Below are 16,732 nucleotides of genomic sequence, written 5' to 3'. Positions count from 1 at the left end.
CTTGTCATGTCTTGCGGGCTTTATGCCCGAAGAATCTCTACAAGAATCACTAGTCGCCAAAAGAGATTCTTCGGTCGCTACGCTCTCTCAGAATGACAAACTTGGCTCATTTTTAGTGGATTTATAAAGCAATTCTTTGTGCTCAAAGCCAGCAAGAGACGACAAATTCTCACACGCAAAACTCAATGCGAAATAACAAACAAAAAACCTTAATGAATGAAAAAATGGAGTTGTAGTATAATAAGCATTAGGGGTTGCCTCAAAGGGGCGGCTACCCCTTTGAGTGTAACCTACTTTAAAAAAGGAGGTTACCATGAGTAAGATTGCATTCAAAATCTTAGTGGCTATCTTACTATTATGTTTTATAATAGTCAAGTGCTACTAAGAGTTTAACCCCAAGGTCTCGCCTTTGGCTTAAGGGCGGGATCAGTCTTACTCTCCCCTTTATTAAGCCTTGAGAGCTTTTGACACTTCATTGTGCAGAGACTCTATTAGATTTACTAGTAAATGCTGTTACTTTGTCGTGTCTTGCGGGCTTTATGCCCGAAGAATCTCTATGGGATTTACTAGAACGTTAGCCAAGTTTGTCATTCTGAGGGAGTGAAACGACCGAAGAATCTCCGTTTGAATTACCAGCGAATCCGTTAGTTTGTCATTCTGAGGGGCTTCAGCCCCGAAGAATCTCTCTTATCCGCTAAGGACTCTCTTTCAAAAACACCAAAAAGCACGACTAGTGATTCTTGCAGAGATTCTTCGGTCGCTACGCTCCCTCAGAATGACAACGGGATGGAATCTGCTAGAAATCCGAGTAGAGATTCTTCGGTCGCACTTCGTGCTCCCTCAGAATGACAAATAAGAACATTTACTAGTAATTCTAATAGAATTTCCCCACTCCAGTTTTGCTAAAAAGACCAAAACGCAAACCCCCACTTCCATTTACGCCAAGCTAGCCTCCCTCTTATGGTATTAAAATCACTATGCTACAATACCCCCTCACACATATCCCAAAGGAATACCATGAGCAGACAAAAGGCTATACTCATTTCCACACGAGATGACACTTCCCCAAAGGTAAGCTTCAAAGACGCCATACTCAACCCCTCCGCTCCAAAGGGCGGGCTATATACCTTTAGCCAACTCCCCAAGATTCAAAGTATAAGTGAATTTCTTTCCCTTAGCTATGAGGAGCTAAGCATAAAGCTTTTTGACTTGCTCTGCTTAGACATAGAGCCCGCACTCCTTAAAGACTGCCTATCAAGCTACAAAGCCTTTGATAACACAAATAACCCAGCTCCCCTTATCCCCATAGATAGCAAGCTTGCTATGCTTAATCTCTACTCCGGTCCCACACGTGCCTTTAAAGATATGGCTCTTCAGCCCTTTGGTGCGCTCCTTTCACATTATGCAGCACAGAGTGAGACTAAGCATATGATTCTTGCTGCTACTAGCGGAGATACTGGTCCTGCAACTTTGCAAAGCTTTGCCAATAAGCCTTATATTAAGGTTGTATGCCTCTATCCGTATAAGGGCACAAGCGATGTTCAAAGACTGCAAATGACCACACAAAATGCCAAAAATTGCAAAGTCATAGGCATTAAAGGGAACTTTGATGACGCTCAAAGTGCGCTTAAAAGCCTCCTTGCCTCTGCTTCTTTCACTCAAGCCCTAAAAGAGCGCGGCATTGCCCTCTCTGCGGCAAACTCGCTCAATATCGGACGCATTGCCTTTCAAATCATATATCACTTTTGGGCGTATATCCAAGCGTGTAAATCAGGCTTTATCTCACAGGGAGAGAAGCTCCCTATAGTCGTTCCTAGTGGGAATTTTGGCAATATTTTAGGCGCGTTTTTTGCGAAAAAAATGGGCTTGCCCTTAGGGCATTTAGTCGTTGCTTCAAATATTAATAATGTCCTAAGCGATTTTATTAATACCGGGGTATATGACATTTCTTCACGCCATTTGCTTACCTCTCAATCCCCTGCTATGGATATTCTTAAAAGCTCAAATGTAGAGCGAATGCTTTTTGCGCTTTTTGGGGCTAAGGAAACAAGCGCGTTTATGCACTCCCTTGAACATAATGGCAAATATCAGCTAAGCAAAGCCCAGCTAGAGATTGTGCAGGCAGATTTTAAGGCTTTGTATTGCAATGATACCCAATGCCTAGAGAGCATAGCATATGGGGCAAAGCATGCATTGATACTTGACCCACATAGCGCCATAGCCTATTATGGGGCGCGCAAGCTTATAGGAGATTCCTTAATTGATAAGGCAGTATTCCTAGCTACTGCAGAATGGAGTAAATTTGCCCCGAGCGTATGGAATGCGCTTGTGCAAGGAGGTTTAGTGAAAGAAACTTGCACAGATGATAAGCAAGCTATAGCGCGCTTATGTGCGTATGCGGGCTTAACCCCTCCGGCGCAAATCCAAGCTTTGTTTGAAAAGGCGCAAATCCAGCAAGATGTCATCTCCCCTAGTGATATACCATCTCACATTCTGCAATGGCTTGAGAGTGGAGATTAAACCAAATATGATACAATCTGCCCTTATATAAAGCAAAGCAATAAGGCAACTAAGGCAAGCACAAAGGAGGCATAATGGATTTTGTAAGTATTCTTATGGGGAGCAAAAGTGATTGGGAGATTATGAGCGAATGCGTGGAGGTATTAAAGAAATTTGATGTCCCTTATGAAGTGATTATTAGCTCCGCTCACCGCTCACCAGAGCGCACGAAAACCTATGTCCAAGATGCGCAAAAGCGCGGTGCGCAAGTCTTTATCGGTGCAGCAGGTATGGCAGCGCATTTAGCGGGGGCTATCGCTTCTCAAACATGCAAACCCGTGATAGGCGTTCCACTTAATGGAGGCGCACTTGATGGGCTAGATGCGCTCCTCTCCACCGTGCAAATGCCTAGCTCTATGCCTGTAGCTACGCTTAGCATTGGGAAGGCTGGAGCGATCAATGCTGCGTATCTTGCTATGCAAATCCTTAGCCTGAAAAATGACGAACTCGCAGGCAAACTCATAGAAGACCGCGTGATGAAAGCCAAAAAAGTAGAGCTAGATTCTGCAGAGATTGAGGTGAGGAGAGGCTAATGGAGGGCACAACGACATGGCTTGAAATGCAGGAATTTGCCAAGCTCTCCGGTTTAGATGAAGCCAAAATTACAGAGCTGATAAAAGAGGGGAGCATTCAAAGCAAAAAAGAGGGAGAAAAGACCTTTATAGACGCTAGCTCGGGCGTTGGCATACTTGTTAAAAAGGTGGAGTCTAATCTCGTCTCCGCAGATATGAATGGCAAGGAGCTAGACCCCGTATTTGTGGAGAAAACCATTTCTACGATTTTAGGCTTACATGATAAAGTCATCGCCGCAAAAGATGAGACCATTAGTGCCTTTAAAAACGAAAACACCTTTTTAAAAGACGCATTGCTTTCTATGCAAGAAGTGTATGATGATGATAAAAAAACTATGGAAACCCTCCGCGCACAGCTAGAAGCCTCAAGGGAAGAAATCGAATTTATGAAACGCAAATACCGACTTATGTGGGGCAAAGTCGCTAATATGACAACAGAGCCCAAATGATAGCCCAAAATGCCTGCTTTGCCTGCTTGCAAAACCAAGCCCAAAAACTTTGCTCCCGCCTTTGTGTGAGTGATATTGATATAGAATCACTTTTGCATAAAGCACGCAATACACCCCTCCCTCCGCCAAAAATCGCCATTGATGTATATGGCTCTATCGCTGAACGCACCGGTATAGAAGACCCATTTTTTCACATTAAGCAAGAAAGTATGCAAAAAGCCCATAATATCGCTAAAGCCCTTTTACGCACCCATCCAGCTCCCGAACTTGAAATGATAGAAGACACGGGGGATTCTATAGGGGATACTATGGAGGATTCTATAGAGGAAGCCCCGCAAGCCCAAGATTTTAGAGAATCTACAGGTTTCCAAAAGATGAAACTACAATATAAACAACATTTCCCCCAAGCCCGCACTCAAGCTAAAAGCCCCCAATTTAACTCAAAATTTAGCCCCCAAAGCATAGCTAAACGCCTTAGCTGGGCTATTTATGTCGCTGCCTTAGGGAATGTCATCGACTATGGGGCGCAAGATAACTTTAGCTTTGAGCAGGCAGATTTTGCACTAGAGCATTTGCAATTTGCCAAATACGACCTCCAAGCTTTCACGCAAAAGCTTCAAAATGCAAAAACGATGCTTTATATCGCAGATAATGCAGGGGAGAATATTTTTGATGAAGTGCTTATCTCCTCACTCAAAACCATTTACCCACATTTGCATATCACCTATGCTACCCGTGGTGCGCCTATTATTAATGACCTCACCTTGCAAGATCTCTCTCACCCCCTAGCTTCAAACCTGAAAGCCCACTGCACACTCCTTGATAGCGGGGTAAAAAGCCCGGGCTTTATCTATGAAGACGCAAGTGGGCAGACACAAGATATATATAATCAAGCAGATATTATCCTATCAAAGGGTATGGGGAATTTTGAATGCTTGCATGAGCGCAAAGATAGCCGACTTTTCTTACTCTTTAAAGTCAAATGCGATGTAGTAGCGACATTTTGTGATGTCAAAAAAGGTATGATGATGTTTATCCACAACCACCCTACACAAAAGGACTAGCCATGCTAAGCTTCTCAGATATACTGCTCTCTTTACAAGAATTTTGGAAAAATCAAGGCTGTTTAATCATACAACCTTATGACCTTCCCGCAGGAGCGGGGACTTTCCACCCTGCTACTTTGCTTAGAAGCCTTGATTCTAAACCATGGAGTGTAGCGTATGTCGCTCCCTCGCGCCGCCCCACCGATGGACGCTATGGGGAGAATCCTAACCGATTAGGGAGCTATTATCAATTTCAAGTATTAATCAAACCTAGCCCTGATAATATACAAGAGCTGTATTTACGCAGTTTGCAAGCCTTAGGGCTAGATTTGAATGCCCATGATGTGCGCTTTGTGGAAGATAATTGGGAATCCCCAACTTTAGGCGCATGGGGGCTTGGCTGGGAAGTATGGCTTGATGGTATGGAAGTTACGCAATTTACATATTTCCAGCAAGTGGGGGGCTTGCCCTGCCACCCTGTGGCTGTGGAGCTTACATATGGCGTGGAAAGACTTGCTATGTATATACAAGGCGTGGAGAGTATTTTTGAGATTGCATGGAATGACCCAAAAAGCCCCAACCCCCTCTCTTACGCCGATGTGCATTTAAATGGCGAATATGAGTTTTCTACCTATCATTTTGAAGTAGCTGATACGCAAATGCTTTTTGCGCTTTTTAACCAATATGCCAAAGAAGTTACAAACTGCCTTGAAGCCAAGCTCCCCCTTGTAGCATATGACTACACGATGCTTGCAAGCCATTGTTTTAATATCCTCGATGCACGTAAAGCCATATCCAGCGCACAAAGACAAGATTATATCCTCCAAATACGCGAGCTTGCCAAAGCTAGCGCGATGTTATATAAAGCCCAAGAAGCCCAAAGGGAGCTACGATTAAAGAATCTTAAAGGATAAAAATGCGCCTTTTGCTTTGCTTGCTTTTATGCTTTATAGCTGCATATCCTGCAGATTCTAGCCTTGTGCGTCCTTTTAAGCTTTATAAACTCCTCCCTGAAGCCCCTAAATCTACACAAGAGAGCCCAAAAGCCAAAAAAGAGCCCAAAAAATCACAAAAAGCAGAGCCCGCACCCAAAGCCGCACCTACATTACTCCTTATGGGTGGCATACATGGCGATGAAGCAGGGGCATATTACACCACTGATTTATTCTTAAGGCATTATCGCATTACACAAGGCAGCGTGTGGGTTGTCCCTGTGGCAAATCCTCATGGTATGTTTGCTAATAAGCGCGGTATCTATGGCGATATGAATCGCAAGTTTGCCTCCCTCTCCCCCAATGACCCCGACTATCAAAGCATACAGGATATTAAAGCCCTCCTTGCAGACCCCGAAATTGACATCTCACTCCATCTCCATGACGGCAGCGGGTATTACCGCCCTACGTATATTAATAGCCTCCTTAGCCCCTACCGCTGGGGGAATTGCTCTGTGATAGACCAGCATGAGCTAAGTGGGGCGAAATATGGCAGCCTAGAGGCATTTGTGAGCCAAATGGTAGCAGACATCAACCGCCATTTACTTGCCCCGATACATAAATACCATGTGCATAACACCCATACAAAAAGTAAAAATGACACCGAGCAGCTAAAAGCTTTAACGTTTTTCTCCCTCTCTTTAGGCAAGCCCGCCCTCACCAATGAAGCCAGCAAAGAGCTAGACATTCCTACGCGCGTGTATTATCACCTTTTAAGTATAGAATCTCTGCTTCATCAGCTAAATATCACCTTCGAGCGCGATTTTAGCCTAGAAGTGAGCACTATTAAAGCCCTGCTAAGCCCATCAAACTTCAGTGCCACAATCACCCCGCTTATTACCCTCCCGCTAAAAAACCTAAAACCGCATTTGACGTACTTCCCCCTGCCCAAAATGGAGCTAAAGTCTATCCCCATAGAGAGCCAAACGCACCTTTTAGGCTTACTCCATAAAGCCCATAATGTTACCCTCCAGTATGGACCAACCACCCTTACTACCCTAAGCCCAGAGTATTATAGCTTTGATACAAGCCTGCATAATGTGCAAGTATTGATAGATGATACCCCCCATAGTATTCCCATGGGCTCAAGCCTTACTTTAGAGGAGAGTCAAAGTATCGCCTTTGAAGCCCCAGAGGGCTACCGCGTGAATGTGATAGGCTTTAGCTTGCCCAATGAGAGCAACCCCAAACCCAATGAAAGTAATATCAAAATCCACAAGCGTAACTTAATGCCAAAATACAGCATTGATACGCTTTATCGCACCTACCGCGCGGAGTTCTATAAGCAAGAGGATTTTAGCGGTATGATTACTTTTACCTTTACCCCCAAATCGCAAATAAACTTATCTGCTAAAAATTCCTCAACAGAATCGCCAGAAAATCAGCCACTTTGCCATTCTAAGCCCTTTTTAGAGGGTGAAGAATCTCTTTTAGATTTACTAGCGACTCCGTTACTTTGTCATTCTGAGGGAGCACGAAGTGCGACCGAAGAATCTCTCTTATCTACCAAAGACTCTTTAAAGGAATCACCAGAGAGGCAGTTACTTTGTCATTCTGAGGGAGCACGAAGTGCGACCGAAGAATCTCTCTTATCTACCAAAGACTCTTTAAAGGAATCACCAGAGAGGCAGTTAGTTTGTCATTCCAAGCATTGCGTAGAAACTTCGCCCGAATCACCAGCGAGTCTGTTATTTTGTCATTCTGAGCGAAGCGAAGAATCTCTGCAAGAATCACTAGTCGCTAAGAGAGATTCTTCGGCTTTTGCAAAGCCTCAGAATGACAAACTAACAGCATTTACTAAAAATCCAAACAGCAATTCTTCACAGAAAGCCCACAGCAATTCTTCACCCCTTGCAGGGGTTCAGAATGACAAACTTTGCTACCCGCAAGGGAAATTATTTTGTCATTCTGAGGGCGGGCGTAGCCCAACCGAAGAATCTCTTTTATCTACCAAAGACTCTTTAAAGGAATCACCAGCGAATCCGTTAGTTTGTCATTCTGAGGGCGGGCGTAGCCCAACCGAAGAATCTCTGCCCGAATCACTAGAAAGCCCACAGAGATTCTTCGGGGCTGAAGCCCCTCAGAATGACAATAGTAGCAGAGTTTCTGGCAATTCTAACAGCAATTCTTCGCCTGTTTCTCAAGCGAAGAATGACAAAAAGCAAATCGCCCAAAATCAGCCTGCAGATTCCAAAGCCCAAGACGCACAAGAACTCCAAAATCAAGCCCAACCTAAAAATCAGCCACAAAATCAAGCTAATCCCAATAACCAAAACAATACCCAAGCTAGAGTCAATGTCCGCGCCGCTTTTGTCCGCGCTATGCCGAGCACTCAAGCAGCCATTATCGCTAAAGCCCCGCTAGGGAGGCAAATGCAAATCCTCTCCCTAAGCCCAGATAAGCAGTGGGCGGAGATTCACTATATATTTCACACCCAAAATACTACAAGAGAAATCCATGGCTACATCGCCACGCGACTCCTTGCATTTGAAGACTAAAGGATATGTATGAGTTTTGATATTACCCAAGATACATTTGTTATCTCAGATAGCCACTTTGGGCATAAAGCCGTGCTTAAAAGAGAGCCCTCGCGTATGCAGGCAGCCGCTGCTAATGGCTATAAAGATTTTTATAAATTCCATAGAGATAAATGGAATGAAGTCGTGGGGAAAAAGGACAATCTTTTGCATTTGGGGGATCTCTATTTTGTGGGCGGGGAAGCATATCTTAAATCCCTCAAAGGCTCTAAAGCCCTTATTGTGGGCAATAATGACATTAAACACTTCCATAAATTAAAAAAATGGCATATCTTTAAAGGCTTGAAACTCTACATTCCCCAAAAAGAGGCTATCCTCCAAGCCCTCTATAAGGAGTTTAGCAAGCAGACAATCAAAGATGATATATATTTAAATGCCATTGTGCAAGATATTGGCACAGAGCGCATTATGTTTTCTCATTTTCCTGTTTTTGAGCGTAAAAAATACGACCGCTTCGCCACAAGCCGCTATATGCTTGATAGGCTTTTTATCCTCTCAGACTGCTCGCTCAATATCCACGGGCATATCCACTCGCGTCAAAGCAGGCATTCTTTCTGCTTTAATGTGAGCTGCGAGCATTTGGGCTTCACGCCTAAAAGGCTAAGTGAAATTTTAAGGCTCTATCGCTACAGGGCGCAAATTTAATGATATATTTCTACACACTCATTGCCAATGGTACCACTAAAAGCCGCATTCCTAAATCGTTTCACAAAGCCCTAGAAGCATTAGAGCACATCAATGCCCTAGAGGTTAAAGGCGAGAGAATATGCCTCAAACCCTCACTGATTTTAGGCATTATAGATGTGAGTAAAAGTGGCAAATACTTCTTGCAAAGCCTGCATAAAGCCCATAGTGAGGACTTCTCCCTCCAAGTCCCTAAACATACATTTTACGCCAAGGGAGACATTATCCTTGCTAAAAGCATTGGCGATACTAAAGGAAATACTTCAGCCATTGCCACTCCCGCCTTTTGTCATCTAGAGCCTTTAGATGAAGAATTGTTATTTGATTCACCAGCGAGTCCGTTAGTTTGTCATTCCAAACATTGCGAAGAAACTTCGCCCGAATTACCAGCGACTCCGTTAGTTTGTCATTCTGAGGGCGGGCGTAGCCCGACCGAAGAATCTCTCTTATCTACTAAAGACTCTTTAAACGAAACATTACAAAGGCAGTTATTTTGTCATTCTGAGCGAAGCGAAGAATCTCTTTCAAACCTACTAGAAAGCCCACAGAGATTCTTCGGGGCTGAAGCCCCTCAGAATGACAACAAGTCTGACACGCAAGGGAACCCACATAATAAACAGCTGCAAAGGAAATTACTTTGTCATTCCAAGCATTGTGCAGAGACTCCATCCGAATCAGCAGCGACTCCGTTATTTTGTCATTCTGAGCGAAGCGAAGAATCTCTGCCCGAATCACTAGTCGCCAAAAGAGATTCTTCGGTCGTTTCACTCCCTCAGAATGACAATAGTGGCAGAGTTTCTAGCAATTCTAACAGAGATTCTTCGCTTGATTCTCAAGCTCAGAATGACAAAATAACAACATTTACTAGAAATCCAAAAAGCAATGATTCACAGAAAGCCCACAGAGATTCTTCGCCTGCTATGCAGGCTCAGAATGACAACGGGATAAAATCCGCTAGAAAGCCAGAAGAGATACTTCAGCTCACGTCTCAACAAAACAAACTTACCCCACACAATCATTCCCCAACCTCTCCCACCAATGAAACACCAGAGATACCCTTTGACTTCACTCAAAGCCATATTACACTCTCCCAATATCCAGCCTTTACATACATTATGGCAAATAAAACCCACACCACCCTTTATATAGGCGTGAGCAGCGATCTCATTAAACGTGCCTATACGCATAAGCACCACTTGCTCCAAGGCTTTAGTGAGAAATATAATTGTGAAAAGCTCGTATATTTTGAGAGTTTTGAAAGCATTGAGGCAGCCATTATGCGTGAGAAATACCTTAAAGGCAAGAAACGCACCTTTAAGGAGCAGCTTATTAGCACTTTTAATCCAAAATGGCTTGATTTGTATGACTACATTTGCGGCAATGATGAGGCATACACGATACAGGCTACTTCTAGTAATCCCTCACTTTATTATCACAAAGACAAACAAAATGCAACTAAGGAAACTCTAGCGACTCCGTTATTTTGTCATCACGAGCGTTATGGAGAAACACTTCACAAAGCCACTAGACGATCCCTATCCTATTGTCATTCTGAGGGAGCACGAAGTGCGACCGAAGAATCTCCCTTATCTACTAAAGACTTTCTAAAGGAATCACTAGAAAGGCAGTTAGTTTGTCATTCTGAGCATTGCGAAGAATCTCTTTCAAACCTACTAGAAAGCCCACAGAGATTCTTCGGGGCTGAAGCCCCTCAGAATGACAACAAGTCTGACCCGCAAGATAAAATTACCTTGCAAGGGAAATTAGTTTGTCATTCCAAGCATTGCGGAGAAACTCCACCCGAATTACCAGCGACTCCGTTATTTTGTCATTCTGAGGGCGGGCGTAGCCCAACCGAAGAATCTCTCTTATCCGCTAAAGACTCTTTAAAGGAATCACTAGAAAGGCAGTTACTTTGTCATTCTGAGCGAAGCGAAGAATATCTATACGAGTCACTAGTCGCCAAGAGAGATTCTTCGGTCGCTACGCTCCCTCAGAATGACAAACTTTGCTACCCGCAAGGGAAACCCACGCAAGACAAACCCCCACACAACAAACCCGCTAAAAGTCTTAAAGCCAAACCCTTAAAGCTCCTTTACCGCGCTAAAGCAGAAGTGCTCTGCATTTTAGAGCAAAAAAAGGGCGAGATTATAGCCCTTGAGCTTGATAAGCCAAATTCACGCATAGCCCTTAAAGCAAGCCAGAAGTCCCTCCGCGCCCTCCCGCCCCATTGCGTGCTTAAAGTAGCCATTGCAAGCGGAGAGATTAGAGAGGTTTTAGGCGTGCTTGAAGACCCAAGTATAGACCAAGCCCTAGCCCTGCAGAGTGCCACCCCGCCTCACTTTAGCCAAGAAGCGCTCAATCAGGCTAAAGCTTTGAATGCAGAAGTATATAAAGAGCTCTACCCCCACAGGCTAGATTTAAGCCATTTAAGCTTTTGCGTAATCGACCCAGAGAATGCCAAAGACCACGATGACGCGATATATTTTGAGCCTGAAACTGCCACTCTCTATGTGGCGATTGCTGATGTAAGCGAATATGTCTCCCCCAATACCCCGCTAGATAAGGAGGCAAGAAATCGGGGCTTTAGCATTTACTTCCCGCATAAAGTCCTCCCCATGCTGCCCTTTGAGCTAAGTAGCCTTGCTTGCTCATTACGTCCAAACCACCTAGCGCTAGCCTTAGTGTATATACTTAAACTTAGCCCAGAGGGAGAAGTGCTCCAAAGTGAGTTAAAAGAGAGCCTTATAATGCCTAAAGCCTCTATCAGCTACGAGCAGCTCCAAAGGTTTTTAGATAAAGAATGTTTAAATGAGGAAGTTTGCGATAGGGAAGTTTTAGATAAAAAGTCGCTAAATAATGGCTTTTTAGATAAGGACTTTAAGGAATCGCCCAATACAGGCTCCAAACATTTGCTAAATCACACATCGCACCCTATCCCAAAAGATATGCAAAAGTGGCTTAAGGCATATATCCCTTTTGTCAAAGCCGCTAAGGCTAAAAGACTCCAAAATGGCTATGAATTTAGCTCTAATGAAGTAGAGCTAAGCCTAGATAGCATAGGCAATATCAGCAAATGGCAAAAGCATACAGAGAGCCTAGCGCATGGGGTTATTGAGGAGTCTATGCTACTAGCTAATACCCAAAGTGCCCTTTTACTCGCTACCCACGCCCCTAAGGCATTGTATAGAATCCACCCAGCCCCCAAAGCACGGCATATTGCAGAGCTGCTTTTTAGCTTTGATACGCTAAGAGAAAATTCCCTAACCCCAACTAAGGGCTTAAAAAATCACAGCAATAACGTCCCGCATAAGAATAAATCTTTACGCCAAAAGCACCATAAACCCCTATCAAATCAAGCCTTGCATGAGCTTATTTCTTCCCTGCAGCAAAGTGCGGAGCCGGCTTTAAGGGAGCTTGTGGATAGCCTTATTATCAAGTCTTTTGCCCGTGCAAGCTATGCGTGTGAAAATATCGGGCATTTTGGCTTAGGATTCCCTGCTTATACGCATTTCACTTCACCTATTCGCAGATACGCAGACTTGCTAACACATAGGCTTTTAAAGGCTATTTTGCATAATGCGAAGTCTCTAGCGTATTTAAGCCACGACCTAGAGGCAATAGCCAATGAGCTAAATCATAAAGAGAGGCAAGTAGCCCTTATAGAGCGGCGATTCTATGAGCTTAAAGCCCTCCGCCACTGCCAGCACTTGCTTACTACGCATAGCCCCCTAACGATTCAAGCTCTCACTTATGATAGCCTCCATGCCCTCCCACTTGATACCCTCCCTCCATTCCCCCTAACGTTTTCTTATGAACAAGAGTGCTATCAGCATATAAAAGTAGAAGTGAAAAGTGTCAATTTGTTACAAAAAGTAATATATGTAGAGCCAAAGTAAGCCCAAAGGGCAGATTCTCAGCGGGCGTTTTTTTTTTTTTGATAGATTGGCGGTTTTATAAGCGGTATTTGTTGAAACTTTGCTGAATTCACGCTAGGTTCTTTGACTTGTTTTTGTTATTGATTTGATGTTTTGGTGTGCAAAAATAAACTTTTGCACATTGTTTCTTAGCAATTGTTGTTCCTTGTATGGTGAAAATGTCTTCCATATTTGATTTGCTAGTAAATGCTGTTAGTTTGTCATTCTGAACCCCTGCAAGGGGTGAAGAATCTCTTAAAGAATCACTAACGACTCCGTTATTTTGTCATTCTGAGGGCGGGCGTAGCCCAACCGAAGAATCTCTAAACGAATCACTAGTCGCCCACAGAGATTCTTCGGCTTTTGCAAAGCCTCAGAATGACAATAAGTCCCAAACGTCTCCCAGCAGTGAGATATATTCTCACTACGATAAAATTAAATCGCACGAAGTGCCACCTCTTAAGGCGTCGTCGGGGCGGGGGATATATAAGGGGGAGGGAGCGACTTCGCAATTCAAGCCCCTCCCCCTTATAAAAAAAGAAAAAATGGAATCACTAGTGAATCCGTTACTTTGTCATTCCAAGCGAAACGAAGAATCTCTTTCAAACCTACTAGAAAGCCCACAGAGATTCTTCACCCCTTGCAGGGGTTCAGAATGACAAAATAATTTCCCTTGCGGGTAGCCAAGTTTGGCATCACGAGGGCGGGCGTAGCCCAACCGAAGAATCTCTCTTATCTACTAAAGACTCCTTAAAGGGAATCACCAGCGACTCTGCTAAGTTTGTCATTCTGAGGGCTTTATGCCCGAAGAATCTCTAAACGAGTCACTAGTCGCACTTTTTGGTATTTTTGAAAGAGAGTCTCTAGTATATAAGAGAGATTCTTCGCCTGCTAAAGGAGGCTCAGAATGACAATAGTGGCAGAGTTTCTAGTAATTCCTTTAGAGATTCTTCGCTTCGCTCAGAATGACAATGAATCCAGCATTTACTAGAAATCCAAAAAGCAATGCTTCACCCTAGAGGGCTAAGACATAACAACAAGTCCAACCCTAACAAAGGGAAATTTAAACCCAACACATACATCAAAACAAAAATAAGGAAAAGAAAACTAAAAAAGGAGGGAAATACAATGAGGAGGGGGAATAATGGAAAGAACAATACAACATATATATCTACATCTTTTTCAACCTTTTCAACTTTTTGTAATATTCCCCAAATCCCTTCTTATTCTTTGCTCTTGAAAAACAAGGCTGAAGACTCTCTAGCTCATTTACCAGAAATTCTCCAAGTTTGTCATTCTAAGCATTGTGAAGAAACTTCGCGCGAATCACTAACAACTCCGTTACTTTGTCATTCTGAGGGAGCACGAAGTGGAGGCGAAGAATCTCTCTTATCCGCCAAAGACTCTTTAACAGAAATACCAGAAAGGCAGTTACTTTGTCATTCTGAGGGAAGGCAACGCCTGACCGAAGAATCTCTAAAGGAATCACTAGTCGCTAAGAGAGATTCTTCACCCCTTGCATGGGTTCAGAATGACAAAATAATTTCCCTTGCGGGTAGCCAAGTTTGTCATTCTGAGGGAGCACGAAGTGGAGGCGAAGAATCTCTAAAGGAATCACTAGTCGCCAACAGAGATTCTTCGGCTTTTGCAAAGCCTCAAAATGACAAACTAACAGCATTTACTAAAAATCCAAAAAAGCAACCCCCCCTCATATCGACTATCCTGTCCCCGCTTTTGCTCCCTGCGCTTTTCCCTCCACTGCTATTTGCTCAATATGTAAATAGCGGTGGGCAACTGCTATTTAACTACGATGTCTCCACAGATTTTCGAGGCTATATCATAAACACTTCCCCCACAACAACTCAAAGCCAAGATACCACCGTTACCATAAAAACCGGCGCCACTATAAGCCATCAAGCCTCCACCGGGCAAGTATGGGACCCGGTAATTTGGAATAAAGATATACAAAAGAACTTAACCGTGAAGGTAGAAAATAACGCCACTATCAATGGGCAAAATGAGGCATGGGGAGTGCTAGGAGGCTATAATGATGGACGTACCAACAACACCCAAACCAAAGTGGAAAATAGCGGCACCATAGAAGCTACGAATACTTTGCGAGCCATAGGTGTGGTAAATGGCTCCCTAGCGGTAGTCAATGAAAATAGCGGCACCATAAATGGCGGTATCACTGTCAATACCTCCGTGAGCGTAACCAATAAAGTCGATACAAATGAAACACTTTTAGATAATAAAGGCACGATTACAGGGGGGCTTTTGATTAACTCAAATCAATTTAGCACTAAAAAGGTGACTAATAGTGGCACCATAGCCACTATCACTAATTATGGCAATATCACAGAAGTCTTAGAAAATTCTAACTCCATTTCTGGCACGCTTACTAATGGCACGGTTAATCCCCCTAGCACAGGGAGTGGCGCTATTCAAGGCTCTGGCACAAGTACAACTAATGCCACTATCACTAAGCTAGATAATCAAAGTAGCGGCACCATAGGTGCGCTAACCAATAACAACTATGGGACCATCACCACCTTAGAAAACGCAGGCACGATACAAAATGCGTTTTTAAACTATGGAGACATCACCACTTTTACTAACTCTGGCACCTTGGCAAATACCACAACTAGCGGATTGCAATCAAACAATAACTTTAAAACCATTACCATTCTAACAAACGATACCAACGGAACTATCAGCTTTTTAAGAAATGGTGGGAGTTCTCACTCAAGTGCCACGATTACTACACTAGAGAACAAAGGCACTTGGACTACACTAGAGAACTCCCAAACCTCACAAAATAAAAGTAGTATCGTTACCTTTAATAACTCTGGCACCCTTAGCACCTTACAAAATGGCAGCAATACCAACGCCCACAAAGCAGAGATACAAACCCTCACCAATACCGGCACGATTACCAATGCCACTAATGGCGGAATGATAACAACCTTTAATAATGGCAATACGCAAACAGGAGGAGCAGGAACGGGAGGAACAGGAGGCACTCCTGCAGGGACGATTACTAATTTTACCAATAATAGTGGCGGGATTATCACTACGCTTAATAATAATGCCCTTATTACTAATGGCATTACTAATGCTACTAATGCCACGATTACTACACTTAATAATAAATATGCCCTAAGCGCTATTAACAATAGCGGCAGCATAACTACACTCGATAATGATAATAGCGCTACCATAACTACGCTTACTAATAATGCCAATGGCAATATTGACACCATAGAAAATAAAAGTGGCTCTACCATAACCACACTAGATAATAAAACTAATGCTCAAATTGAGACTATTAATAATGCAGGCACATTACAAGCTCTCACTAATGAATCAAGTGCTAGCATCAATAAAGTAGAGAATAAAAGTAATGCCACACTCACTACTTTAACTAATAATGCAGGAGGGACGATTACTACCTTAGAAAATGCAGGGACCCTTAGCACTGCTACCAATGCTGGGATACTCACTACCCTTACTAACACTTCAACGATTACTAATGCTACTAACTCTGGCACTATTACGACACTTACGAATAATGCCAATGCCACTATAAATGCCCTAACAAACTCTCATAGCATTGAGACTTTAACCAATAATAGCAGTGGGACGATTACCACACTCACTAATTCAGCTAATGGCAATATCACTACTTTAACTAATCAAGCAAATGCTACACTCACCACCCTAGATAATCAAAACAATGCCACCATTAACCAACTTGATAATTCCGGCACTATCACTAATAACTTCACTAACCAAGGCACCATTAACACACTTGATAATTCCGGCACTATCACTAATAACTTCACTAACCAAGGCACCATTAACACACTTGATAATAAAAGCGGAGGGACCTTTAGCGGAAGTCTTATTAATGCAAGTATGATTACAAATCTAACCAATAGCGGCTCTGCTACTATAACCACTCTCACTAATGGAG

General features: G+C 43.3%; 11 protein-coding genes. All 11 read left to right on the top strand.

From position 1 onward, the window contains the following. The first annotated feature begins 733 nt into the window (after positions 1 to 733). Complete coding sequence (locus CQA63_RS10450) at positions 734 to 856, top strand: hypothetical protein (protein ID WP_267891940.1); 123 nt, start codon at positions 734 to 736, stop codon at positions 854 to 856. Positions 857 to 1,017: 161 nt separating this feature from the next. After that, positions 1,018 to 2,520, top strand: a complete 1,503-nt coding sequence (thrC, locus tag CQA63_RS08765; protein WP_104700744.1) for a threonine synthase — start codon at positions 1,018 to 1,020, stop codon at positions 2,518 to 2,520. Positions 2,521 to 2,594: 74 nt separating this feature from the next. Next, positions 2,595 to 3,092, top strand: coding sequence for a 5-(carboxyamino)imidazole ribonucleotide mutase (gene purE / locus CQA63_RS08760; RefSeq protein ID WP_104700743.1), 498 nt, complete (start codon positions 2,595 to 2,597; stop codon positions 3,090 to 3,092). Continuing rightward, entirely contained in the window at positions 3,092 to 3,580 is a 489-nt protein-coding gene (locus CQA63_RS08755) for a DUF3972 domain-containing protein (RefSeq protein WP_104700742.1), read from the top strand. The genes purE and CQA63_RS08755 overlap by 1 nt, the downstream gene beginning before the upstream one ends. After that, a complete protein-coding gene (locus CQA63_RS08750; protein WP_104700741.1) occupies positions 3,577 to 4,644 on the top strand; it encodes a damage-control phosphatase ARMT1 family protein in 1,068 nt (355 codons plus the stop codon). Before CQA63_RS08755 ends, CQA63_RS08750 begins: the two co-directional genes overlap by 4 nt. Before the next feature lie 2 nt (positions 4,645 to 4,646). Next, positions 4,647 to 5,540 (top strand): glycine--tRNA ligase subunit alpha, encoded by an 894-nt coding sequence (gene glyQ, locus CQA63_RS08745; RefSeq protein WP_104700740.1) that lies wholly within the window; start codon positions 4,647 to 4,649, stop codon positions 5,538 to 5,540. Between the two features lie 2 nt (positions 5,541 to 5,542). Continuing rightward, positions 5,543 to 8,116: a M99 family carboxypeptidase catalytic domain-containing protein gene (locus tag CQA63_RS08740; RefSeq protein ID WP_115511874.1), complete on the top strand. Its 2,574-nt coding sequence runs from the start codon at positions 5,543 to 5,545 to the stop codon at positions 8,114 to 8,116. Positions 8,117 to 8,125: 9 nt separating this feature from the next. Then, positions 8,126 to 8,800, top strand: coding sequence for a metallophosphoesterase family protein (locus CQA63_RS08735; protein WP_104700430.1), 675 nt, complete (start codon positions 8,126 to 8,128; stop codon positions 8,798 to 8,800). Continuing rightward, a complete protein-coding gene (locus tag CQA63_RS08730) occupies positions 8,800 to 12,738 on the top strand; it encodes an RNB domain-containing ribonuclease (protein ID WP_115511873.1) in 3,939 nt (1,312 codons plus the stop codon). The genes CQA63_RS08735 and CQA63_RS08730 overlap by 1 nt, the downstream gene beginning before the upstream one ends. A 467-nt stretch (positions 12,739 to 13,205) precedes the next feature. Next, positions 13,206 to 13,415 carry a hypothetical protein gene (locus tag CQA63_RS08725; protein ID WP_115511872.1) on the top strand — a complete coding sequence of 70 codons (210 nt, stop codon included), beginning with the start codon at positions 13,206 to 13,208 and terminating at the stop codon, positions 13,413 to 13,415. Positions 13,416 to 13,992: 577 nt separating this feature from the next. Continuing rightward, positions 13,993 to 16,732 (top strand): beta strand repeat-containing protein (locus tag CQA63_RS08720; RefSeq protein WP_147288772.1); only part of this gene is annotated, 2,740 nt, incomplete at its 3' end.

Source organism: Helicobacter marmotae (assembly GCF_003364255.1).
Lineage (GTDB): Bacteria > Campylobacterota > Campylobacteria > Campylobacterales > Helicobacteraceae > Helicobacter_C > Helicobacter_C marmotae.
Note: the sequence above shows the minus strand (reverse complement) of the source record. Positions and strands in the feature narration are given on the sequence as shown.

Coding starts and splice junctions, on each gene's coding strand:
- glyQ (WP_104700740.1), top strand. CDS start 4,647: ATGCTAAGCTTCTCAGATATACTGCTCTCTTTACAAGAATTTTGGAAA.
- CQA63_RS08750 (WP_104700741.1), top strand. CDS start 3,577: ATGATAGCCCAAAATGCCTGCTTTGCCTGCTTGCAAAACCAAGCCCAA.
- CQA63_RS08755 (WP_104700742.1), top strand. CDS start 3,092: ATGGAGGGCACAACGACATGGCTTGAAATGCAGGAATTTGCCAAGCTC.
- CQA63_RS08740 (WP_115511874.1), top strand. CDS start 5,543: ATGCGCCTTTTGCTTTGCTTGCTTTTATGCTTTATAGCTGCATATCCT.
- purE (WP_104700743.1), top strand. CDS start 2,595: ATGGATTTTGTAAGTATTCTTATGGGGAGCAAAAGTGATTGGGAGATT.
- thrC (WP_104700744.1), top strand. CDS start 1,018: ATGAGCAGACAAAAGGCTATACTCATTTCCACACGAGATGACACTTCC.
- CQA63_RS08730 (WP_115511873.1), top strand. CDS start 8,800: ATGATATATTTCTACACACTCATTGCCAATGGTACCACTAAAAGCCGC.
- CQA63_RS08735 (WP_104700430.1), top strand. CDS start 8,126: ATGAGTTTTGATATTACCCAAGATACATTTGTTATCTCAGATAGCCAC.